This is a genomic window from Halomonas cupida (assembly GCF_900142755.1).
Taxonomy (GTDB): domain Bacteria; phylum Pseudomonadota; class Gammaproteobacteria; order Pseudomonadales; family Halomonadaceae; genus Halomonas; species Halomonas cupida.
This window is the reverse complement of sequence record NZ_FRCA01000010.1, coordinates 21,729-43,660: the sequence shown is the minus strand read 5'-3', so window position 1 is coordinate 43,660 and position 21,932 is coordinate 21,729. Positions and strand designations below refer to the sequence as shown.

Here is a 21,932-nt window from a genome sequence, read left to right as displayed (position 1 = left end):
GGTGCTGTCACTGGTGATAGACACAGGAGCGCCCTCCATCGATCACGATGTTTTCGCCATTGATGAAGGGGGCCTCGTCAGACGCCAGAAATACCGCCGTCATGGCCACTTCCTCGGGCCGGCCGATCCGCTGTGGCGGATGGAGCGCTTCTGCCTTGCGGCGCTCCGCCACTGGGTCATCAAAACCCGCCCAGTAATCACGTGCTATCTCGGTATCGATATAACCCGGCGAAATGGCATTGACACGGATTCCCTCGGCGGCATATTCCACTCCCAGTGAGCGTGTCAGGCCGATCAGCCCATGCTTGGCAACCGGATAGGGGAAGGTGTGCGGTATCACCTGAAATCCATGCGTGCTGGCAATATTGATGATGGCACCGGAGCCTCGCCGACGCATATCCGGCAACACGGCTTCGGCCATCGCCCAGCAAGCTTCCAGATCCAGTGCCATGCACCTGGCCCATGCACTACGCGGCATTTCATGCGGTACATGAAAGACATTGGCGCCGGCATTATTGACCAGAATATCGACATGGCCGAACTGTCCGATGGTCTCGCCAACCACATGGTCGATATCAAGCTGATCCGTTACGTCTGTCTTGATGAAGGAGCATTGCAGCCGTTCTGCCACATGACGCCCCGAGACCTCATTGCGATCCGCGACCACCACGACAGCCGCTTCCCTGACAAAGGCCTCGGCGATGGCCTCGCCGATCCCCTGCCCAGCGCCGGTGATAATGGCTACCTTGCCCTTCAGTCTGCCTGCCATCTCGACTTCTCCGCCTGATTGATTCGCATCAGCCCCACGCTGACCAGCATCACACCCAACACCAGCACCACACCGAATATCTGCAGGGCCGCACTGTGTCCGAAGCGGTCCATCAGCATACCGGTAAACACCACCGGCAGACTGAAGCCGATATAGGCCATCAGAAAGAACCCCGCACTGGCCCCGGAGGCACGCTCACCCGCTGCCTCCAGCGCGCCGCTCATGCCGCCCAGATAGATGAACCCGTAGCAGGCGCTGCTCGCCGCCACAGTGCCGATCAGTATTGCCGCCAGTACGCCTTCCAGAGCCCCCCAACTGATCAGGGCATACGCCGGAGGCAGGATCAGCAGCCCCAGTCGCGTCGCGGCCTGCGGTGACAATTGGCGCGCCAGCGGCTGAAACAACACACCACAACTACAGATACCGAAAACCGCAAAGCCTGACCAGCCCGATAGCCCATGTTGGGCCAGCACGGTCGGCAACAGCGTGATGACCAACCCCACCATCGCCCAGGCGAGCATAATCGCCAGGCCGAAAGGCAGCGAGCCGGGCGGCCAGACCGGCAGGCGCAGCATACTGGCACTCCGCTGACGTGATGAATTGTCCTCAAGGCCCAGCACCAGTATCAGCGCCAGGCTTCCTCCACCGAGATACAGCCACAGGCTGGGGGGTACCAGCTCCGTCTGCTGGAGCGGCGAGGTCTGCATCACGAAGATGCCGGTAACCGCTGCCCCCAGGCCGAAGCCCAGCGAGGTCGCCGCCGTGACCCAATTGGCAGCACGACGCCGCTGCTGGTGCGGGAATAATTCGAGCATCCAGCCCGGCGCGACGGCGGAGGTCATCGCAGTCCCCACCCCCATCAGCAGGCGGGCAACAGCAAGGCTGATCAGCCCCGGAAAGATCATGGTCAGCAGCGTTGCCATCAAGGCCAGGCAAAGCGCGGCGATGATCATCGGCTTGCGTCCAACACGGTCAGCCAGACCATTCAGCGCCAGCAATACCGGGAACACCCCCAGTACGTAACAGGCAAAGGCGACACTGGTGGCTCCGGCACCGACGCCATCCCTGGCGGCCAGTGCATCATAGAGTGGCGCCTGAAGGTTGACGGCAGTGGTGATCATGCAGAGAGCGAGGGCAAGCCTGAGGGCAGCAGGACGATTCATGACGGACCTTGATACATTGAACTGATGAGGTCCATCAGCATCGCGTCTGGCCGAATCCCGTGTAAGACACAGTGGACGGTAATGCCCCGCAACTGTACAGGCATCCTCCAGAACAGTTGCCTTGAATTGCCTGAGCGGCCTCACCACCGCAGAATGAACCCGAGACGGCACCCTCGTCGCACCAGCGCCGTCCCCAACCGGAGCCCATTCATGTCAAACAGATTCGATGTTCCTTCTGCCAGGCCTCAGGCAAGCCAGGTGGCCGAGCACCTGCACGAATGGATCATCGGCAATGGCGCCGGTGGAGGCAGTCGCCTGCCCTCGATACGCCAACTGACCCGGCAACTCAATGTAGGACGCAATGCGGTCATCGAGGCCTACGAGCAGCTGGTCGCTCAGGGCCTGGTGCGCTCCAGGCCGGGCTCCGGCTTCTTCGTCGCCGACAACCCCGCCCAGCTGGCACGCGAGACCTCGCCGGTCAGTCTGGCGGAGGTCACCAGCGATAGCTGGCGGCTGTTCGAACAGGACGATCAAGGTCTCAAGCTGGGGTGCGGCTGGCTACCGGACAGCTGGCGGGAAATGGACGACCTGGCCTACGCCATTCGCTCCGTTACCCGCCGCAGTCGCGCCGATATTCTCGATTACAGCTCTCCGATGGGGACGCCGCTGCTCCGAGGACTCATTCAGGAACGCATTCGAATTCTCGGCGTCGAGGCGGATGCCAACCAGATTCTGCTCACTGGCGGTGGCAGCCATGCTCTGGACCTGCTTGTTCGACTGTTGGTGCAACCTGGCGATACCGTGCTGGTCGAGTCCCCCGGCTACTACAACCTGATAGGCCTGCTACGACTGCAACGCGCCAACATCATCGGCGTACCTCGTCTAGCCGGCGGGCCGGATGTAGAGCAGCTGGAAGTCCTGCTGCAACGCCACCGGCCCAGACTCCTTTTCATCAACACGGTGTTCCAGAACCCTACCGGGACCACCTTGACAGCTTCTGTCGCCCATAGGGTCCTGCAACTGGCCGAACGCCATGACGTGCAGGTTGTCGAGGATGATATCTACGCCGACTTCCAGCACACCCCGACCCCACGGCTCGCCGCGCTTGATGGGCTGCAGCGCGTCATCTATATCGGCAGCTTTTCCAAGAGCCTGTCCTGCTCACTGCGAGTCGGCTTCATTGCCGCCCGGCCCGATCTATTGCGGTCACTGGTCGATATCAAAATGCTGACCAGCATTTCATCACCGCGCTTTGCCGAGCAGGTACTGGCCACCATGCTGCAGAACGGCAGCTATCGAAAGCTGGTCGAGCGCTTGAGGGTGCGTCTCGCCAACCAGATGGCCGCCACCCTGGTCCTGTTGCGCCATGCCGGCTGGGAGATCTTCGCTGAACCGGCTGGCGGCATGTTCATCTGGGCTCGCTTTCCTGGTGCAGCCTCATCCCATCAGCTGGTCAGCAACGCACACAAGGCCGGCATACGTCTGTCACCTGGCCAGGTCTTCATGCCGGACAACAGCGATAGCCCCTGGCTGCGCATCAATGTGGCCTACGCCGATGACCAGCGAGCCATCGACTTCCTGACCAATCCTCTCGGGGACTAGGCGTCCCCTTCAGAACCAGTCACCCGCGCATAAAAAAACCGGCTTCCCCCGAAGGGAGAAGCCGGCTTGGCGTCGGGACAGATACTGTGAGGAGGATTACTCCTCGCCAGCAACCTCTTCCACGACGGGGCGATCGACCAATTCGACGAAGGCCATGGGGGCGTTGTCGCCGGTGCGGAAACCGCACTTGAGAATACGGACGTAACCGCCCGGACGCTCGACGTAACGCGGACCCAGCTCGTTGAAGAGCTTGCCGACTGCTTCTTTGGAGCGAGTGCGGCTGAAGGCCAGACGACGGTTAGCGACGCTGTCCTGCTTGGCCAGAGTGATGAGCGGCTCGATATGACGACGCAGCTCTTTGGCCTTGGGCAGGGTTGTCTTGATCACTTCGTGCTCGATCAGCGACACGCTCATGTTCTTGAACATGGCCTGACGGTGCGAGCTCGTGCGATTCAGGTGACGACCACTCTTACGATGACGCATGGTTGTGATTCCTTACCAAACTGGGACTCGAGCCGACGCTCAGGCCGTGGCCTTGTCGTCCTTCAGGCTCGCCGGCGGCCAGTTTTCCAGCCGCATGCCGAGGGACAGACCACGTGCTGCCAACACATCCTTGATTTCATTCAAGGACTTCTTGCCGAGATTCGGGGTCTTCAACAGCTCAACTTCAGTGCGCTGAATCAGATCGCCGATGTAGTAGATATTCTCGGCCTTGAGGCAGTTGGCGCTACGAACGGTCAACTCAAGATCGTCTACGGGGCGCAGCAGGATGGGATCGATATGATCCTCTTCCTCCACCACTTCCTGTTCCTTGTCGGCTTCCAGGTCAACAAACGCTGCCAGCTGCTCCTGCAGGATGGTGGCGCTGCGACGGATTGCCTCTTCTGGATCCAGGGTGCCATCGGTTTCCAGATCAATGATCAACTTGTCGAGGTCAGTGCGCTGTTCAACACGCGCAGCCTCAACCGAGTAGGAAACACGACGCACGGGGCTGAAGGTTGCATCCAGCTGCAGACGGCCGATGGCACGAGATTCGTCGTCGCCTTCGCTGCGGACATCCGCAGGCTCATAGCCACGACCGCGGGCCACCTTGAGCTGCATCTTCAGCTCTGCACCCTCATTGACATGGGCGATGATGTGCTCGGGGTTGACGATCTCGACATCATGATCGACGGCGATGTCACCAGCGGTGACGACGGCCGGGCCCTGCTTGTTCAGCGAGAGCACCGCCTCGTCGCGGCTGTGCATCCTGGCCGCCACGTCCTTGAGGTTCAGGAGGATTTCGATGACATCTTCCTGGACGCCCTCGATCGCGCTGTACTCATGATCCACACCTGCGATTTCTGCCTCAACCACGGCACAGCCGGGCATGGAAGAAAGCAGGATACGACGCAGAGCATTACCCAGCGTGTGGCCGAAGCCACGCTCGAACGGTTCGAGCACGATCTTTGCGTGGTGTGCGCTGATCTCTTCGACCTTGATGTCGCGAGGACGGAGAAACTCTGTCACTGAACGCTGCATATGAACACCTTTCAGGCTGCCAAACGGATACTCGGTGAAAACCGCCGCCTCCCTCGCGGAAGGCGGCGCGGACAGGCCGCTTACTTCGAGTACAGCTCGACGATCAGTTGTTCGTTGATGTCGGCAGTCAGGTCACCGCGCTCAGGCAGAGCCTTGAAGGTGCCTTCCATCTTCTTGGCATCAATCTCGATCCAGGCTACATCGCCACGGTTGGCAGCAATGCTCAGAGCGCTCTGGATACGCGCCTGATTTTTAGCCTTTTCACGGATAGATACTACGTCGCCGGGCTTGACCTTGTAGGAAGCCACGTTGACAGTCTTGCCGTTGACGGCAATTGCCTTGTGGCTTACCAGCTGACGAGCCTCGGAGCGAGTAGATCCAAAGCCCATGCGGTAGACGACGTTATCCAGTCGGGATTCAAGCAGCTGCAGCAACAACTCACCGGTCGCACCCTTCAGACGGGCTGCTTCCTTGTAGTAGTTGCGGAACTGCTTTTCAAGTACGCCATACATACGACGTACTTTCTGCTTCTCGCGAAGCTGCAAGCCGTAGTCGGAAAGACGCTGACGGCGCTGGCCGTGCACACCCGGGATCTGCTCGGATTTGCACTTCTTCTCGAAGGGAGTGACACCGCTCTTGAGGAAGAGGTCGGTACCTTCCCGGCGAGACAGTTTGCACTTTGGTCCAATGTAACGAGCCATGAATCTGTCTCCTTAAACGCGGCGTTTCTTCGGCGGACGGCAGCCATTATGGGGGATGGGCGTCGCGTCGGTGATGCTTTGCACGCGGAAGCCGGCGGCGTTCAGAGCACGCACGGCGGATTCACGGCCAGGACCGGGGCCCTTGACCAGCACGTCGACGTTTTTCACACCATACTCGGCTGCAGCAGTCGCTGCACGCTCGCTTGCTACTTGAGCAGCGAACGGGGTGCTCTTGCGAGAACCACGAAAACCCGAACCACCGGCAGTTGCCCAGGAAAGAGCATTGCCCTGGCGGTCTGTGATCGTAATGATCGTGTTGTTAAAAGAGGCGTGGATATGCGCTACGGCATCCACCACCTGCTTTTTAACCTTTTTACGGTTGCTACGCGGGTTAGCCATGTTGATGTCTATTCCTGTCTTTACGCCAGAACGTGCGTGTTATTTGCGGATCGGCTTGCGCGGGCCCTTACGGGTACGCGCATTGGTCTTGGTACGCTGACCACGCAGCGGAAGACCACGACGATGACGCAGACCACGATAGCAACCCAGGTCCATGAGACGCTTGATGTTCAGCGTCACATCACGACGAAGATCGCCTTCTACGGTGTACTTGCCGACTTCGCCACGCAGGGTGTCGATCTCTTCAGATGACAGGTCCTGAATCTTGGCGGTCGGCGCGATGCCGGACGCTGCACAGATCTGCTCTGCGCGGGTACGGCCAATCCCGAAGATGTAAGTCAGCGAGATCGCCGCATGCTTGTTGTCCGGGATATTGACGCCTGCAATACGGGCCATCAGCTTACTCCGAAATTTGAGCGGCTTGCTCGGTTAATCAACTACAAAAGGCGCAATAGCATACCCCCTTCCCACATAAAGGGCAAGGGGGAATGCCAGCACCGGTTCAGTTCAGCGCAGGAATCAACCCTGGCGCTGCTTGTGCCGCGGCTCGCTGCAGATGACACGTACGGCGCCATTGCGACGAATGATCTTGCAGTTGCGGCACATTTTCTTCACGGAAGCACGAACTTTCATCGTTCCATCTCCAATGGTCGGCTCGCGGCGCGTATTGACACGCGGCTCGCGGCGCGCTCCAGATTCGGCGTGCGGCGCTTCTAGCGCATGATGCCGCCGCTACCATAGCCTTTCAGGTTGGACTTCTTCATCACCGACTCATACTGGTGCGACATGAGGTGCGACTGCACCTGAGCCATGAAGTCCATGATGACCACTACCACGATCAGCAACGAGGTACCGCCAAAGAAGAACGGTACGTTCCAGGCCACGATCAGGAACTGGGGCATCAGGGAAACCGCAGTGATGTAGAGAGCGCCGAACAGGGTCAAACGAGTCATGACCTTGTCGACATAGCGAGCGGTCTGCTCACCGGGACGAATCCCCGGAAGGAAGGCTCCCGACTTCTTGAGGTTGTCGGCAACATCCTTGGGGTTGAAGACCAGCGCTGTGTAAAAGAAGCAGAAGAATACCACCGCCGCCGAGAAAAGCAAGATGTACAGCGGTTGACCGGGGGCCAACGACTGTGATGCTCGCTGCAGCCACTCCATACCATCACCCGCACCTACCCACTGACCGAGGGAGGCGGGGAACAGCAGGATGCTCGAAGCAAAGATGGCCGGGATAACCCCCGCCATGTTGACCTTGAGCGGTAGATAGCTGCTTTGTCCGGCGTACATCTTGTTGCCGACCTGGCGACGCGGGTAGTTCACCGTAATACGACGCTGGCCGCGCTCGATGAACACGACAAACGCCACGGTGGCAATACCCAGCAGGGAAAGCGCCAACAGCGGCAACACGTTCCACGCGCCTTCGTTGCGGGCCAGCTCGAAAGCCTGGGCCACAGCGCTTGGCAGTCCGGCGACGATACCGGAGAAGATCAGCAGCGAGATACCATTGCCGATGCCCTTCTCGGTGATCTGCTCACCCAGCCACATCAGGAATACCGCACCACACACAAAGGTAGTGATAGCGGTGAAATAGAAACTGAAATCGACTGTATAGGCAATGCCCTGACTCGCCAGACCGACCGACATGCCGGCGGCCTGAACGAAGGCCAGGAGCACTGTTCCATAGCGCGTGTACTGATTGATCTTGCGGCGTCCGCTCTCCCCTTCCTTCTTCAACTGTTCCAGTTGGGGAGAGACGGCGGTCAGGAGCTGCATGATGATCGACGCCGAGATGTAGGGCATGATGCCCAGGGCGAGGATACTCATGCGCTCCAGGGCGCCACCCGAGAACATGTTGAACATGCCCAGGATGGTGCCCTGCTGCTCCCTGAACAAGGCAGCAAGCTGGTCAGGATTGATACCGGGAACGGGAATGTGGGCACCGATTCGGTAGACCACAATGGCGAGGAGCACGAAGCGCAGACGCGCCCACAGTTCACTCAGACCGCTGCCCATCGCCGGCATTTTTCCTGACTTGGCCATTTAGTCCTCTACCTTGCCACCAGCGGCTTCGATTGCGGCACGTGCACCTTTGGTGACACGCAGACCGCGAACCGTAACCGCCTTGTTCAAATCGCCGGAAAGGATCACCTTGGCGTACTGCGTGGCGTCCTTCAGCACATTGGCTTCCTTCAGGGTGTCGAGGGTAACCTCGTCACCGGCGACCTTGGCGAGTTCACCAAGACGCACTTCTTCGGAAACCAGAGACTTGGCAGAAGTGAAGCCAAACTTCGGCAGACGACGCTGCAATGGCATCTGTCCGCCTTCGAAGCCCGGCTTGACGCTGCCGCCGCTGCGCGACTTCTGGCCTTTGTGACCACGGCCACCGGTCTTGCCCAGACCGGAGCCAATGCCACGACCGACGCGCTTTTCGGCGTGCTTGGAGCCCGGTGCCGGGCTCAGGCTGTTAAGTTTCATGGATTACTCTCCCTCAACCCGCACAAGGTAATTGACCTTGTGGATCATGCCGCGAACGGCAGGGGTGTCTTCCAGTTCGACGGTATGACCGATGCGACGCAGACCGAGGCCCTTCATGGTTGCCTTGTGCTTGGCAAGGATTCCAATCGTGCTGCGGGTCTGGGTAACCTTGATGGTAGCTGCCATGGTGTCTTACCCCGTAATCGCTTCGACTGAGAGACCGCGCTTGGCGGCCACGTCTTCCGGCGACTGCATTGCAGACAGACCCTTGACGGTCGCACGTACCACGTTCACCGGATTGGTGGAGCCGTAGCACTTGGCCAGTACGTTATGGACGCCAGCCAGCTCAAGCACGGAGCGCATGGCGCCGCCGGCAATGATACCGGTACCGTCGGATGCCGGCTGCATGTACACCTTGGAGGCGCCGTGACGAGCCTTGACCGGGTACTGCAGAGTACCGTTGACCAGGTTGACCTTGACCATGTTGCGGCGTGCTTGATCCATCGCCTTCTGGATCGCGACCGGCACTTCACGTGCCTTGCCGCGGCCAAAGCCGACACGACCATTGCCGTCGCCCACGACAGTCAGAGCGGTGAAACCGAAGATACGGCCACCCTTGACCACCTTGGCGACACGGTTGACCTGCACGAGCTTTTCCTGCAGATCGCCGTTGTTCTGTTCGTTCTTCGCCATCGTAAAACCCTTTAGAATTCCAGGCCGCCTTCACGAGCGGCGTCGGCCAGGGCCTTCACACGACCGTGATACTTGAAGCCAGCGCGGTCGAAGGCTACCTGGGTGATGCCTGCTTCCTTGGCGCGTTCAGCAATCAGAGCACCAACCTTGGCGGCGGCGTCAGTGTTGCCGGTCGCACCCTCACGAAGGCTCTTGTCCAGCGTGGAAGCGCTGGCCAGGACCTTGCCACCATCCGGCGAGATAATCTGCGCATAGATGTGACGTGGAGTACGGTTTACGCACAGGCGAAACACGCCCAGCTCGCGGATCTTGGCGCGAGCGCGGCGGGCACGACGGAGACGAGATTCTTTCTTCGCGTTCATAACCCTGCCTTACTTCTTCTTGGCTTCTTTACGACGGACATGCTCGTCGGCATAGCGCACACCCTTGCCCTTATAGGGCTCAGGCGGACGGAATGCGCGGATTTCCGCGGCGACCTGGCCGAGCTTCTGCTTGTCCGCGCTTTTCAGCACGATAGTGGTGTTCTTGGGCGTTTCCGCCACGACACCTTCAGGCAGTTGGTAATCGACCGGGTGTGAGAAGCCCAGTGACAGATTGAGCGTCTGGCCTTTCGCTTGAGCGCGATAACCGACGCCGACGATTTCGAGGGTCTTGCTGAACCCCTCAGACACACCAGTGACAAGGTTCTGGACCAGGGCACGAGTTGTGCCAACCATGGCCCAGCTCTTTGCAGATTCACTGGGTGTAAAGGTCAGTTGACCGTCTTCCTGACCGATCACAACATCCTTGTGAACGGACATGGAAAGGGTGCCCTGACCGCCCTTGACAGTCAGTGTCGCGCCGTCGAGTTTGATGTCGACGCCGGCAGGCACTTTGACCGGATATTTGGCTACGCGGGACATTCCAGACTCCTAGAATACGGTGCAGAGGACTTCGCCGCCGACACCAGCCTGGCGGGCCGCACGATCCGTCATCACACCCTTGGAGGTGGTGACGATAGCGATACCCAGGCCATCGGCGACCTTCGGCAGCGCATCCTTACCCTTGTACTGGCGCAGGGAAGGCTTGGAAACCCGCTGCAGGTGCTCGATAACCGGCTTGCCTTCAAAGTACTTGAGGCTCACGGTCAGTTCGGGCTTGGCTGATTCGCTGATTGCGAAGTCAGTGATGAAACCCTCTTCTTTCAGCACGCGGGCCACTTCAACCTTGATCTTGGAAGACGGCATGGTGACCGTCTCCTTGGTGGCCTGCTGCGCATTGCGGATACGAGTACACATATCCGCCAGAGTGTCTTGCATGCTCATTTACGTTGCGCTCCTGATGATTCTACGTGGCGTTACCAGCTGGACTTCTTGAGTCCGGGCACGTCGCCACGCATGGCGGCTTCACGCAGCTTGTTACGGCCGAGGCCAAACTTGTTGTAGTAGCCGTGCGGACGGCCAGTGACGCGGCAGCGATTACGCTGGCGCACCGGGCTGGAGTCACGCGGCAGCGACTGCAACTTGAGCTGCGCATCGAAGCGCTCCTCATCGGAGGAGTTCACGTCCTGGATGATCGCCTTGAGCGCAACGCGCTTGGCGGCGTACTTGTCCACCAGCTTTGTGCGCTTGAGTTCGCGCTCAATCATGCTCTTCTTTGCCATGATCCCACCCCTATTTCTTGAACGGGAAGTTCAGCGCGCTAAGCAGCGCACGACCTTCTTCATCGGTGTTGGCAGTGGTGGTGATGGTGACATCCAGACCACGAACCCGGTCGATCTTATCATACTCGAGCTCCGGGAAGATGATCTGCTCACGCACCCCCATGGAATAATTGCCACGACCGTCGAAGGACTTCGGGTTGAGACCACGGAAGTCACGAACGCGGGGGATCGCGATATTCACCAGGCGATCCAGGAAGTCCCACATGCGCTCAGCGCGCAGTGTTACCTTGATCCCGATCGGCCAGCCTTCACGCACCTTGAAGCCCGCGATGGACTTGCGTGCCTTGGTGACCATCGGCTTCTGACCGGAAAGCTTCTCCATGTCACCGATAGCGTTGTCGATCAGCTTCTTGTCGCTGGTCGCTTCGCCGATACCCATATTCAGAGTCACCTTGGTGATCCGGGGTACCTGCATAACGTTGGCGTAGCTGAACTGCTCTTTGAGTTGAGCCACCACCTCGTTTTGATAACGTTCTTTCAAGTTCGCCATTTTGCTACCCGACTCGCGTTAGGCGTCGATCTGCGCTTGCGTCGACTTGTAGATACGTACCTTGGTACCGTCTTCCTTGATCTGGAAGCCGACGCGATCCGCCTTACCGGTCTCCTGATTGAAGATGGCTACGTTGGACGCGTGAATCGGAGCCTCACGCTCGACGATACCGCCCTGATTGCCGGCCATGGGGTTGGGCTTGGTGTGACGCTTGATCATGTTCACACCGGATACCACAAAGCGTTCGTTCTTGAGAACGCGCTTCACGGTACCACGCTTGCCCTTGTCCTTACCGGCGATGACGACTACTTCATCATCACGTTTGATCTTTTGCATATCCGCCTCGCTCCTTACAGCACTTCAGGCGCCAAGGAAATGATCTTCATGAACTTCTCGTTACGAAGCTCACGCGTCACCGGTCCGAAGATACGGGTACCGATCGGCTGATCGTTGGTGTTGTTCAACAGAACAGCCGCATTTCCATCGAAGCGGATCAGCGAGCCGTCGGAACGACGGACGCCACTGCGGGTGCGGACAACCACCGCCTTCAGCACCTGGCCTTTCTTGACCTTGCCGCGCGGAATGGCTTCCTTCACCGTGACCTTGATGATGTCACCAACGCGAGCATAGCGGCGGTGTGAACCACCGAGCACCTTGATGCACTGCACCCGGCGCGCTCCGCTGTTGTCAGCGACATCCAGCATAGTCTGAGTCTGAATCATCGGTTTTCTCCAAACCTAATCTGACTGCACGGAGTTGATGGCACGAAGCCAATCAACCCTTGGCCTGTTCGACGACTTCAACCAGCGTCCAGGCTTTCTTTCTGGACAGCGGACGGCATTCCTCAATGGAAACCGTGTCACCGGCTTTCGCCTGGTTGGTCTCGTCGTGGGCGTGCAGCTTGGTGGAGCGCTTGACATATTTGCCGTAGATCGGGTGGCGCTCACGACGCTCGATCATGACGACGATGGACTTGTCCATCTTGTCGCTCACCACCTTACCGGTGAGCTTACGGGCTTTTTTCTCTTCGGCCATCTCAGACACCTGCCTTCTCGTTGAGCACAGTCTTCACGCGGGCAATGTCCCGACGAACCTGCTTGAGCAGATGAGTCTGGCTCAACTGGCCGGTGGCCTTCTGCATGCGCAGGTTGAACTGCTCGCGGAGGAGTTCGAGAAGCTGCTCCTGGAGCTGTTCTACTGACTTTTCACGAATTTCCTGGGCTTTCATCACATCACCGTCCGTTTCACAAAGGTGGTGGAGACCGGGAACTTCTGGGCGGCCAGTGCGAATGCTTCGCGAGCCAGCTCCTCGGAAACGCCTTCGATCTCGTACAGGACACGTCCTGGCTGGATCTGAGCGACCCAGTACTCGACGGAGCCCTTACCTTTACCCATCCGGACTTCCAGAGGCTTCTTGGAAATCGGCTTGTCCGGGAAGACACGGATCCAGATCTTGCCGCCACGCTTGACGTGACGGGTGATGGCACGACGGCCAGCTTCGATCTGACGGGCGGTAACGCGACCACGACCAGTGGCCTTGAGGCCATATTCGCCGAAGCTTACCTTGCTTCCGCGATGCGCCAGGCCACGGTTACGGCCTTTCTGCATCTTGCGGAATTTCATACGCTTGGGTTGTAACATCGATTCGCTCTCCCCTTACCTGGAACCTTTCTTCTTGGAGGGCGCGGACGCAGGCTGCTTAGCCTTCGCACGGACCTCTTCGATGCCCCCGAGGATTTCACCCTTGAAGATCCAGACCTTGACACCAATGATGCCGTAGGTGGTCTTTGCTTCGAAGGTGGCGTAATCGATGTCCGCACGCAGAGTGTGCAGCGGAACACGACCTTCGCGGTACCACTCGGTGCGGGCAATTTCCGCGCCGCCAAGGCGACCGGAGAGCTGCACCTTGATGCCGCCGGCGCCCAGACGCATAGCGTTCTGGACAGAGCGCTTCATGGCACGACGGAACATCACACGGCGCTCGAGCTGGCCGGCAATGTTCTGAGCGACGAGCTGAGCGTCCAGCTCGGGCTTGCGAACTTCCTCGATGTTGACGTGAACAGGCACGCCCATCATCTCGGTGACGTCGCGACGCAGACGATCAACGTCTTCACCCTTCTTGCCGATCACGATGCCCGGACGGGCAGTGTGAATGGTAATACGGGCGTTGTTCGCCGGACGCTCGATGGTGATTTTGCTGACCGAAGCGTTCTTCAGACGCTCCAGCAGAAAACTACGCACCGCGAGGTCGTTGTTCAGCTTGTCGGCATAGGCGCCGCGCTCGGCGTACCAGACTGAGGTATGGTCTTTGACGATACCCAGTCGGATGCCTGTTGGATTGACTTTCTGACCCATCTGGTCGACTCCTACTTCTCGGCTACCTTGACGGTGATGTGGCAGGTACGCTTCAGAATGCGATCCGCACGGCCTTTGGCACGCGGACGGATGCGCTTGAGCGTCGTACCCTCATCGACACAGATGGTCGAGACACGTAGCTCGTCAATGTCCATGCCGTTGTTTTCTTCCGCATTCGCGATGGCGGACTGAAGCACCTTCTTGACCAATTTCGCTGCCTTCTTCGGGGAGAAGGTCAGCAGGTCGAGCGCCTCGGCGACCGGCTTACCGCGCACCTGGTCAGCCACCAAACGGGCCTTCTGTGCGGATAAAGCAGCGCCACGCAGCTTTGCTGTGACTTCCATCTCTCAATCCTCTCTGGCTTACCGTTTGGCTTTCTTGTCCGCCACGTGGCCGCGATAGGTGCGGGTAGCAGCGAATTCGCCCAGCTTGTGGCCAACCATTTCCTCGGAGACGTGCACCGGGACATGTTGGCGACCGTTATGGACTGCAATGGTGAGCCCGACCATATTGGGCAGGATCATTGAACGACGCGACCAGGTCTTGATCGGTTTGCGATCGTTCTTCTCCGCTGCAGTCTCAACCTTTTTCAGCAGATGAAGGTCAATGAAAGGACCTTTCTTCAGTGAACGTGGCACAGCCGTTACCTCTTGATATCTTGGCGTGGGATCTTAACCGCGAGCCTTGCGGCGGCGGACGATCAGCTTGTCGGTGCGCTTGTTCTTGCGGGTCTTGTGGCCCTTGGTGGGCATACCCCACGGGGACACCGGATGACGACCACCGCTGGTGCGGCCTTCACCACCACCGTGCGGGTGATCCACCGGGTTCATCGCAACACCGCGAACGGTAGGACGCACACCTCTCCAGCGCTTTGCACCGGCCTTGCCAAGTTGACGCAGGCTGTGCTCGGAATTGCTCACTTCACCCAGGGTGGCACGGCACTCGGCCAGCACCTTGCGCATCTCGCCGGAGCGCAGACGCAGGGTGGCGTAGTTGCCTTCACGTGCTACCAGCTGGGCGCTGGTACCGGCGCTGCGAGCCATCTGCGCACCCTTGCCCGGCTTCAGTTCGATGCAATGAACTGTGGAACCCAGCGGGATGTTACGCAGCGGCAGAGCGTTGCCCTTCTTGATCGGCGCGTTGACGCCGGACTCGAGACGGTCACCAGCACTCACGCCCTTCGGCGCGATGATGTAGCGACGCTCGCCATCGAGATACTTCAGCAGCGCGATGTGTGCGCTACGGTTCGGATCGTGCTCAAGACGCTCAACGATGGCCGGAATGCCATCCTTGGTGCGCTTGAAATCGACGATACGATAGTGATGACGGTGACCACCGCCCACGTGGCGGGTAGTGATGCGACCGTAGTTGTTACGACCACCGGACTTCGACTGCTTCTCGAGCAACGGCGCGTATGCGCGGCCCTTGTGCAGATTCTCACCAACGACTTTGACGACGTGGCGACGACCGGCAGATGTGGGTTTAGTCTTGACGATTGCCATGATCCGTACTCCTGCCTTTACTCGGCGCCAGAGAAGTCTTCAAGCGTCTCGCCGGCGGCCAGTGTCACGTACGCCTTGCGATAACCCTTGCGCTGACCAATACCGTGCGCAGTGCGCTTGGTCTTGCCCTTGACGTTCAGAACCTGAACGCGATCGACCTTCTTGCCGAACAACTGCTGAACAGCGGCCTTGATCTCGGGCTTGGTTGCGTCGCCTGCCACCTTGAACACGTACTGGTTACGCTCGGCAGCCATGGCGGCCTTCTCGGTCACGTGTGGACCAAGCAGAACCTTGAATACACGCTCCTGGTTCATGCCAGCTTCTCCTCGAATTTGCGCAGAGCGGAGACGGTAGCCAGGACCTTGTCAAAGGCGACCAGGCTAACCGGGTCGGCGGCGGCAACGTCCACCACATCCACATTGGGGATGTTGCGGGCGGCCAGATACAGGTTCTCGTCGACTTCTTCAGTCACGATCAGAACCTTCTCAAGGCTGAGTTCCTTGAGCTTGGCGACCAGCTGCTTGGTTTTCGGCGACTCGACAGTGAAGTTCTCGACCGCAACCAGACGTTCCTGACGGACCAGCTCGGAAAGAATCGAGCGCATGGCCGCACGGTACATCTTGCGGTTGACCTTCTGGGAGTGGTCCTGCGGACGAGCTGCGAAGGTCACACCACCGCTGCGCCAGATCGGCGAACGGATAGTACCGGCACGAGCACGGCCAGTTCCCTTCTGGCGCCACGGCTTCTTGCCGCCGCCACGGACATCGGAACGGTTCTTCTGTGCACGGGTACCCTGACGGCCACCTGCCAGATAGGCAGTGACAACCTGGTGAACCAGCGCCTCGTTGAATTCTTTGCCAAAGGTAGCGTCGGACAGTTCAACAGTCCCGGCGCTTGCACCTGCAAGATTCAGATTCATTGGAAATTTCCCCTTCAGCGAGCTTTGACGGCGCTGCGCACAATGACATCACTGCCAGTAGCACCAGGAACGGCGCCCTTGATCAGCAGCAGATTGCGCTCGGCATCGACACGGACGATTTCCAGGCTCTGAACGGTGCAACGCACGTTGCCCATCTGGCCGGCCATCTTCTTGCCCTTGAATACGCGACCCGGGGTCTGGCACATGCCGATGGAGCCCGGTGCACGGTGGGACAGGGAGTTACCGTGGCTGTTATCCTGGGTACGGAAGTTCCAGCGCTTTACAGCACCCTGGAAGCCCTTACCTTTGGAAGTACCGGTCACGTCGACGTTCTGACCAGCTTCGAAGAGGGATACGGTGAGTTCGCCGCCCACTTCCGGAGCCTCATCGCCTTCAGTCAGGCGAAACTCCATCAGCGAACGACCGGCCTCGACACCTGCCTTGGCGAATTGCCCAGCGCGGGCTTTCGACAGATGCTTGGCCTTGCGGGAGCCAGTTGTCACCTGAACCGCGGCATAACCGTCAGTCTCGACAGACTTGACGCAGGTTACGCGGTTAGGCTCAACCTCAATAACGGTCACGGGCACGGATGCGCCATCTTCGGTGAAGACACGGGTCATACCCGCCTTCCTACCGACCAAACCGATAGTCATTCTCTATCTCCTATAGTGTACGGGGCTATCACCCGCTATGGCTGCCCTTTCCAGAGCATTCCACTAGCACGTTGTATGGCGCCATCCCGGCGCGGCGGCTGCTGAACCTCAAATCACAAACGAGGGACGCTGGGCCGCGAGTGTCTAGTGTGGTATCAGTCGAGCTTGATCTGCACGTCCACGCCAGCAGCGAGGTCGAGCTTCATCAGCGCATCAACGGTCTTTTCGGTCGGCTCAACAATGTCGAGCACACGCTTGTGGGTACGAATCTCGTACTGATCACGGGCGTCCTTGTTCACGTGCGGAGAAATCAGCACAGTGTAGCGCTCGCGATTGGTCGGCAGAGGAATCGGACCACGAACCTGGGCGCCAGTACGCTTGGCGGTATCAACGATTTCCGCGGCGGACTGATCGATCAGGCGATGGTCGAAAGCCTTCAACCGAATGCGAATCTTCTGGTTCTGCATTTGCCCTAACTCCAATGGATCTTGACGGCGCGAGCCGTCAACCCACGCATTCAAAGGATGCGCATTATATGCGCGCCGACATCGAGAGTCAAACCCTCAATATCGACGCGCAGAAAAGGGGGCTTCTTTTGGAAGCCCCCTTCTATCGTAAGCCTATGGCTTACTCGACGATCTTGGCCACGACGCCAGCGCCGACGGTACGACCGCCTTCGCGAATAGCGAAGCGCAGACCTTCGTCCATGGCGATCGGAGCGATCAGGTTGACAACCATCTGAACGTTGTCGCCCGGCATGACCATCTCGACGCCTTCCGGCAGTTCACAGGTACCAGTGATGTCAGTGGTACGGAAGTAGAACTGCGGACGGTAGCCCTTGAAGAACGGAGTGTGACGACCACCTTCGTCCTTGGACAGAACATACACTTCCGCTTCGAACTTGGTGTGCGGAGTGATGGTGCCCGGCTTGGCCAGAACCTGACCACGCTCGACGTCGTCACGCTTGGTGCCGCGCAGCAGCGCGCCGACGTTCTCACCGGCACGACCTTCGTCGAGCAGCTTACGGAACATCTCGACACCGGTAACGGTAGTCTTGGTGGTGTCCTTGATACCGACGATCTCGATCTCTTCGCCCGGCTTGACGATGCCGCGCTCGATACGACCGGTAACAACGGTACCGCGACCGGAGATGGAGAACACGTCCTCGATCGGCATCAGGAACGGCTGATCGATGGCACGCTCCGGCTCAGGGATGTAGGCATCCAGAGCCTTGATCAGGTTGGCAACGGCGGTAGTACCCATGCCGTTGTCGTCCTTGCCTTCCAGAGCCATCAGGGCAGAACCGGTGATGATCGGAGTGTCGTCACCCGGGAAGTCGTACTCGCTCAGGAGTTCACGCACTTCCATCTCGACCAGCTCGAGCAGCTCTTCGTCGTCGACCATGTCGGCCTTGTTCAGGAACACGACGATGAACGGAACGCCAACCTGACGAGACAGCAGGATGTGCTCGCGAGTCTGCGGCATGGGACCGTCAGCTGCGGAGCAGACCAGGATCGCGCCGTCCATCTGGGCAGCACCGGTGATCATGTTCTTGACGTAGTCAGCGTGTCCCGGGCAGTCAACGTGAGCGTAGTGACGGTCTTCGGACTGATACTCAACGTGAGAGGTAGCGATGGTGATACCACGCTCACGCTCTTCCGGAGCATTGTCGATAGTGTCAAATTCACGCCAGTCGCCACCGAAAACTTCAGCAGACACGCGGGTCAGGGCCGCAGTCAGAGTAGTCTTGCCGTGGTCAACGTGACCGATGGTGCCGACGTTGACGTGCGGTTTGGAACGTTCGAATTTTTCCTTAGCCACTGCTATGACCTCTTTACGTTAGCTAACGGTTAACCGTTCTGGTTGATGACGGCTTCAACGACGCTTGAGGGAGCCTCGTCGTACTTCGCGAACTCCATGGAGTAGCTCGCACGGCCCTGGGTCTGTGAGCGCAGATCGGTTGCATAACCGAACATCTCACCCAGCGGCACCACTGCGCGGATGACCTTGCCTGAAGAGGAGTCATCCATACCCTGCACCAGACCGCGACGACGGTTCAGGTCGCCCATGACGTCACCCATGAAGTCTTCAGGGGTCACGACCTCGACCTGCATCATCGGCTCCAGCAGGACGGCCTTGGCCTTCTTGGCGCCTTCCTTGATGGCCATGGAAGAGGCCACCTTGAACGCGGTCTCGTTGGAGTCCACGTCGTGATAGGAACCATCGTACAGAGTAACCTTGACGTCGATCATCGGGTAGCCCGCGATGACACCATTCTGGAGCTGCTCGTACGCGCCCTTTTCGACCGCCGGCACGTATTCCTTGGGAACTACACCACCGACGATTTCAGAAGCGAACTTGAAGTGCATTTCTTCGTCGTCGCCCTTGTCCGCTTCGGTGAGCGGCTCGATGCGCAGCCAGACGTGACCGAACTGACCACGACCACCAGACTGACGGACGAACTTGCCTTCCTGCTCGACGCTGCCGCGAATGGTTTCGCGGTAGGCAACCTGAGGCTTGCCGATGTTGGCTTCCACCTTGAACTCGCGACGCATGCGGTCAACGATGATGTCCAGGTGCAGCTCGCCCATACCAGAAATGATGGTCTGGCCGGTTTCTTCATCGGTCTTGACGCGGAAGGACGGGTCTTCCTGGGCCAACTTGCCCAGTGCGACACCCATCTTTTCCTGGTCAGCCTTGGACTTGGGCTCCACGGCCACGGAAATAACCGGATCCGGGAACTCCATGCGCTCGAGAACAATCTTGTCGTTCAAGTCGCACAGCGTGTCACCAGTAGTGACGTCCTTCAGGCCGATACAGGCGGCGATATCGCCAGCCAGAACTTCCTTGATCTCTTCGCGGGAGTTGGCGTGCATCTGCACGATACGGCCAACGCGCTCCTTCTTCTGCTTGACAGAGTTGTAGACGCTGTCACCAGAATTCAGCACACCCGAGTAGACGCGGATGAAGGTCAGCGTACCGACGAACGGGTCGGTAGCGATCTTGAACGCCAGCGCGGCGAAGGGGGCTTTATCGTCGGCCTCACGGGTCGCGATAGTGCCGTCCTTGTCGTCCAGCTCACCTTCGATGGCCTTGACCTCGGTGGGCGACGGCAGGTATTCGACGACGGCATCCAGCACCGCCTGCACACCCTTGTTCTTGAACGCGGAGCCGCAGGTGACCAGCACGATCTCGTTGTCGAGGGTACGACGACGCAGGCCGGCCTTGATCTCTTCCTTGGTCAGCTCGCCTTCTTCGAGGTACTTGTCCATCAGTTCCTCGGATGCCTCGGCGGCAGCCTCGATCATCTCTTCGCGGTACTTGTCCGCTGTTTCCTGAAGCTCAGCCGGGATGTCGACCAGGTCATAGGTGGCACCGAAGTCCGCCTCATTCCACAGAATGGCCTTCATCTCGAGCAGGTCGATGACACCCTTGAAGTCTTCCTCAGTGCCCCAGTTGATCTGGATCGGCACCGTGTTGGCACCCAAGCGATCCTTCAACTGGTCGACCACCATGAAGAAGTCAGCGCCGGTACGGTCCATCTTGTTGACGAACACCATGCGCGGGACTTCGTACTTGTTGGCCTGACGCCAGACGGTCTCGGTCTGCGGCTGCACACCGGAGGAACCGCACAGCACGACAACAGCACCATCGAGTACACGCAGGGAACGCTCGACTTCGATGGTGAAGTCAACGTGCCCAGGTGTATCGATGATGTTGATGCGATGTTCATCGAACTGGTGGTTCATGCCTTTCCAAAAGGTGGTCACGGCAGCAGAGGTGATCGTAATGCCACGCTCCTGCTCCTGCTCCATCCAGTCGGTGGTAGAAGCACCCTCGTGGGTCTCGCCCAACTTGTGGTTGATCCCGGTATAGAACAGCACGCGCTCGGTCGTGGTGGTCTTGCCGGCATCGACGTGGGCAACGATTCCGATATTGCGGTAGCGATTAAGTGGAGTCTTGCGGGCCACGATGAAGCTCTCCGTTGATTGGCGATGCGTTTAGAAGCACTGCACTTAGAAACGGTAGTGGGAGAAAGCCTTGTTGGCTTCTGCCATACGGTGCACGTCTTCACGCTTCTTGACGGCCGCTCCCTTACCTTCGGAGGCATCAAGCATCTCGCCAGCCAGACGCTGCTCCATGGTCTTCTCACCGCGACGACGGGCGGCATCTACCAACCAACGCATGGCCAGCGCCTGACGGCGAGACGGACGGACTTCGACCGGCACCTGATAAGTCGCACCACCAACACGGCGTGACTTCACCTCGACCATCGGCTGGATGCTTTCCAGCGCCTTGTCAAAGATTTCCAGCGGCTCTTCATTGGAACGCTCGGCAACCCGGTCCAGCGCACCGTAAACGATACGCTCGGCAACGGACTTCTTGCCGCTGATCATCAGGTGGTTCATGAACTTGGCCAGGCGCTCACTTCCGAACTTGGGATCCGGCAGTATATCGCGCTTGGCGGCAACTCTTCTTCTAGGCATGATAAGCCCTCAATTGAAGGGTCCTTCAGGTAAACCCGAGACTGGCCTGGGGCCGCTCGACCTTACTCTTATCAGACCGAAACAAACTGTCTATGAAAGCGGCGAAGACACTCAGGACTTCGGACGCTTGGTACCGTACTTGGAACGACCCTGCTTACGGTTCTGGACACCAGAGGTGTCGAGAGCGCCGCGAACGGTGTGATAACGCACACCCGGAAGATCCTTTACACGACCACCACGGATCAGGACCACAGAGTGCTCCTGCAGGTTGTGACCTTCACCGCCGATGTACGAAGACACTTCGTAGCCGTTGGTCAGGCGCACACGGCAGACCTTCCGCAGAGCGGAGTTCGGCTTCTTCGGGGTAGTAGTGTAAACGCGGGTGCAAACGCCGCGCCTTTGTGGGCAAGCCTGAAGCGCAGGCACGTCGGTCTTGGCGGCCTGACGCTTGCGCGGCTTACGCACGAGCTGATTGATTGTTGCCATGATGACTCCA

35 protein-coding genes are annotated in these 21,932 nt (G+C 59.0%); 1 reads left to right on the top strand and 34 read right to left on the bottom strand.

Annotation, left to right across the window (positions count from 1 at the left end; translation table 11 throughout):
- Positions 1-7: 7 nt before the first annotated feature.
- Complete coding sequence (locus BUE38_RS16720) at positions 8-769, bottom strand: SDR family oxidoreductase (protein ID WP_073436380.1); 762 nt, start codon at positions 767-769, stop codon at positions 8-10.
- Positions 754-2,076 (bottom strand): MFS transporter, encoded by a 1,323-nt coding sequence (locus BUE38_RS16715; protein WP_327077522.1) that lies wholly within the window; start codon positions 2,074-2,076, stop codon positions 754-756. The genes BUE38_RS16720 and BUE38_RS16715 overlap by 16 nt, the downstream gene beginning before the upstream one ends.
- Positions 2,077-2,142: 66 nt before the next feature.
- Between BUE38_RS16715 and BUE38_RS16710 the strand changes: the two genes are divergently transcribed.
- A complete protein-coding gene (locus BUE38_RS16710; RefSeq protein ID WP_073436379.1) occupies positions 2,143-3,534 on the top strand; it encodes an aminotransferase-like domain-containing protein in 1,392 nt (463 codons plus the stop codon).
- Positions 3,535-3,630: 96 nt separating this feature from the next.
- Here BUE38_RS16710 and rplQ read toward each other — a convergent pair whose 3' ends face one another.
- From rplQ to rpsL, 32 genes are all read right to left on the bottom strand, one after another.
- Positions 3,631-4,017 (bottom strand): 50S ribosomal protein L17, encoded by a 387-nt coding sequence (gene rplQ / locus BUE38_RS16705; RefSeq protein ID WP_073436378.1) that lies wholly within the window; start codon positions 4,015-4,017, stop codon positions 3,631-3,633.
- Positions 4,018-4,056: 39 nt separating this feature from the next.
- A complete protein-coding gene (locus BUE38_RS16700) occupies positions 4,057-5,055 on the bottom strand; it encodes a DNA-directed RNA polymerase subunit alpha (protein ID WP_073436377.1) in 999 nt (332 codons plus the stop codon).
- Between the two features lie 80 nt (positions 5,056-5,135).
- Entirely contained in the window at positions 5,136-5,756 is a 621-nt protein-coding gene (gene rpsD, locus BUE38_RS16695; protein WP_073436376.1) for a 30S ribosomal protein S4, read from the bottom strand.
- 12 nt (positions 5,757-5,768) lie between these two features.
- Positions 5,769-6,155 carry a 30S ribosomal protein S11 gene (rpsK, locus tag BUE38_RS16690; protein ID WP_013331014.1) on the bottom strand — a complete coding sequence of 129 codons (387 nt, stop codon included), beginning with the start codon at positions 6,153-6,155 and terminating at the stop codon, positions 5,769-5,771.
- 39 nt (positions 6,156-6,194) lie between these two features.
- The gene (gene rpsM / locus BUE38_RS16685) at positions 6,195-6,551 is read right to left on the bottom strand and encodes a 30S ribosomal protein S13 (protein WP_073436375.1); all 357 of its coding nucleotides are present in this window, start codon (positions 6,549-6,551) and stop codon (positions 6,195-6,197) included.
- Between the two features lie 123 nt (positions 6,552-6,674).
- Complete coding sequence (gene rpmJ, locus BUE38_RS16680) at positions 6,675-6,788, bottom strand: 50S ribosomal protein L36 (protein WP_008959154.1); 114 nt, start codon at positions 6,786-6,788, stop codon at positions 6,675-6,677.
- Positions 6,789-6,868: 80 nt separating this feature from the next.
- A complete protein-coding gene (secY, locus tag BUE38_RS16675) occupies positions 6,869-8,200 on the bottom strand; it encodes a preprotein translocase subunit SecY (RefSeq protein ID WP_073436374.1) in 1,332 nt (443 codons plus the stop codon).
- Positions 8,201-8,635, bottom strand: coding sequence for a 50S ribosomal protein L15 (gene rplO, locus BUE38_RS16670; RefSeq protein ID WP_073436373.1), 435 nt, complete (start codon positions 8,633-8,635; stop codon positions 8,201-8,203). It abuts the gene before it with no gap.
- 3 nt (positions 8,636-8,638) lie between these two features.
- Entirely contained in the window at positions 8,639-8,821 is a 183-nt protein-coding gene (gene rpmD / locus BUE38_RS16665) for a 50S ribosomal protein L30 (RefSeq protein ID WP_073436372.1), read from the bottom strand.
- Between the two features lie 6 nt (positions 8,822-8,827).
- Complete coding sequence (gene rpsE, locus BUE38_RS16660) at positions 8,828-9,328, bottom strand: 30S ribosomal protein S5 (RefSeq protein ID WP_073436371.1); 501 nt, start codon at positions 9,326-9,328, stop codon at positions 8,828-8,830.
- Positions 9,329-9,339: 11 nt separating this feature from the next.
- Positions 9,340-9,690, bottom strand: coding sequence for a 50S ribosomal protein L18 (gene rplR / locus BUE38_RS16655; RefSeq protein ID WP_073436370.1), 351 nt, complete (start codon positions 9,688-9,690; stop codon positions 9,340-9,342).
- A gap of 9 nt (positions 9,691-9,699) precedes the next feature.
- Positions 9,700-10,230, bottom strand: coding sequence for a 50S ribosomal protein L6 (rplF, locus tag BUE38_RS16650; RefSeq protein ID WP_073436369.1), 531 nt, complete (start codon positions 10,228-10,230; stop codon positions 9,700-9,702).
- Between the two features lie 9 nt (positions 10,231-10,239).
- Positions 10,240-10,632, bottom strand: coding sequence for a 30S ribosomal protein S8 (rpsH, locus tag BUE38_RS16645; protein WP_073436368.1), 393 nt, complete (start codon positions 10,630-10,632; stop codon positions 10,240-10,242).
- 32 nt (positions 10,633-10,664) lie between these two features.
- On the bottom strand, positions 10,665-10,970 hold the full coding sequence (rpsN, locus tag BUE38_RS16640; protein ID WP_073436367.1) for a 30S ribosomal protein S14: 306 nt from the start codon (positions 10,968-10,970) through the stop codon (positions 10,665-10,667).
- A gap of 10 nt (positions 10,971-10,980) precedes the next feature.
- The gene (gene rplE, locus BUE38_RS16635; protein WP_073436366.1) at positions 10,981-11,520 is read right to left on the bottom strand and encodes a 50S ribosomal protein L5; all 540 of its coding nucleotides are present in this window, start codon (positions 11,518-11,520) and stop codon (positions 10,981-10,983) included.
- 18 nt (positions 11,521-11,538) lie between these two features.
- Positions 11,539-11,856: a 50S ribosomal protein L24 gene (rplX, locus tag BUE38_RS16630; protein WP_073436365.1), complete on the bottom strand. Its 318-nt coding sequence runs from the start codon at positions 11,854-11,856 to the stop codon at positions 11,539-11,541.
- A 14-nt stretch (positions 11,857-11,870) separates the two neighbouring features.
- Positions 11,871-12,242 carry a 50S ribosomal protein L14 gene (gene rplN / locus BUE38_RS16625; RefSeq protein WP_073436364.1) on the bottom strand — a complete coding sequence of 124 codons (372 nt, stop codon included), beginning with the start codon at positions 12,240-12,242 and terminating at the stop codon, positions 11,871-11,873.
- Between the two features lie 52 nt (positions 12,243-12,294).
- Positions 12,295-12,555 (bottom strand): 30S ribosomal protein S17, encoded by a 261-nt coding sequence (gene rpsQ, locus BUE38_RS16620; RefSeq protein WP_073436363.1) that lies wholly within the window; start codon positions 12,553-12,555, stop codon positions 12,295-12,297.
- A gap of 1 nt (position 12,556) precedes the next feature.
- Positions 12,557-12,748, bottom strand: coding sequence for a 50S ribosomal protein L29 (gene rpmC / locus BUE38_RS16615; protein WP_021819611.1), 192 nt, complete (start codon positions 12,746-12,748; stop codon positions 12,557-12,559).
- The gene (gene rplP / locus BUE38_RS16610; protein ID WP_021819610.1) at positions 12,748-13,161 is read right to left on the bottom strand and encodes a 50S ribosomal protein L16; all 414 of its coding nucleotides are present in this window, start codon (positions 13,159-13,161) and stop codon (positions 12,748-12,750) included. Before rplP ends, rpmC begins: the two co-directional genes overlap by 1 nt.
- A 15-nt stretch (positions 13,162-13,176) precedes the next feature.
- Positions 13,177-13,875: a 30S ribosomal protein S3 gene (gene rpsC, locus BUE38_RS16605; protein ID WP_073436362.1), complete on the bottom strand. Its 699-nt coding sequence runs from the start codon at positions 13,873-13,875 to the stop codon at positions 13,177-13,179.
- 11 nt (positions 13,876-13,886) lie between these two features.
- A complete protein-coding gene (gene rplV / locus BUE38_RS16600; protein WP_073436361.1) occupies positions 13,887-14,219 on the bottom strand; it encodes a 50S ribosomal protein L22 in 333 nt (110 codons plus the stop codon).
- Positions 14,220-14,237: 18 nt separating this feature from the next.
- A complete protein-coding gene (rpsS, locus tag BUE38_RS16595) occupies positions 14,238-14,513 on the bottom strand; it encodes a 30S ribosomal protein S19 (RefSeq protein WP_073436360.1) in 276 nt (91 codons plus the stop codon).
- 33 nt (positions 14,514-14,546) lie between these two features.
- Positions 14,547-15,377, bottom strand: a complete 831-nt coding sequence (gene rplB / locus BUE38_RS16590; RefSeq protein ID WP_073436359.1) for a 50S ribosomal protein L2 — start codon at positions 15,375-15,377, stop codon at positions 14,547-14,549.
- 17 nt (positions 15,378-15,394) lie between these two features.
- On the bottom strand, positions 15,395-15,691 hold the full coding sequence (gene rplW, locus BUE38_RS16585) for a 50S ribosomal protein L23 (protein WP_073436358.1): 297 nt from the start codon (positions 15,689-15,691) through the stop codon (positions 15,395-15,397).
- Entirely contained in the window at positions 15,688-16,296 is a 609-nt protein-coding gene (gene rplD / locus BUE38_RS16580) for a 50S ribosomal protein L4 (protein WP_073436357.1), read from the bottom strand. Before rplD ends, rplW begins: the two co-directional genes overlap by 4 nt.
- A gap of 14 nt (positions 16,297-16,310) precedes the next feature.
- Positions 16,311-16,949 carry a 50S ribosomal protein L3 gene (gene rplC / locus BUE38_RS16575; RefSeq protein ID WP_073436356.1) on the bottom strand — a complete coding sequence of 213 codons (639 nt, stop codon included), beginning with the start codon at positions 16,947-16,949 and terminating at the stop codon, positions 16,311-16,313.
- A gap of 155 nt (positions 16,950-17,104) precedes the next feature.
- Positions 17,105-17,416 carry a 30S ribosomal protein S10 gene (gene rpsJ, locus BUE38_RS16570; RefSeq protein WP_010626466.1) on the bottom strand — a complete coding sequence of 104 codons (312 nt, stop codon included), beginning with the start codon at positions 17,414-17,416 and terminating at the stop codon, positions 17,105-17,107.
- A 160-nt stretch (positions 17,417-17,576) separates the two neighbouring features.
- Positions 17,577-18,770, bottom strand: coding sequence for an elongation factor Tu (tuf, locus tag BUE38_RS16565; RefSeq protein WP_073436355.1), 1,194 nt, complete (start codon positions 18,768-18,770; stop codon positions 17,577-17,579).
- 29 nt (positions 18,771-18,799) lie between these two features.
- On the bottom strand, positions 18,800-20,920 hold the full coding sequence (gene fusA, locus BUE38_RS16560; protein WP_073436354.1) for an elongation factor G: 2,121 nt from the start codon (positions 20,918-20,920) through the stop codon (positions 18,800-18,802).
- 45 nt (positions 20,921-20,965) lie between these two features.
- Positions 20,966-21,436, bottom strand: a complete 471-nt coding sequence (rpsG, locus tag BUE38_RS16555) for a 30S ribosomal protein S7 (RefSeq protein WP_073436353.1) — start codon at positions 21,434-21,436, stop codon at positions 20,966-20,968.
- Positions 21,437-21,547: 111 nt separating this feature from the next.
- Positions 21,548-21,922 (bottom strand): 30S ribosomal protein S12, encoded by a 375-nt coding sequence (rpsL, locus tag BUE38_RS16550; RefSeq protein ID WP_021819598.1) that lies wholly within the window; start codon positions 21,920-21,922, stop codon positions 21,548-21,550.
- Between the last annotated feature and the right edge of the window lie 10 nt (positions 21,923-21,932).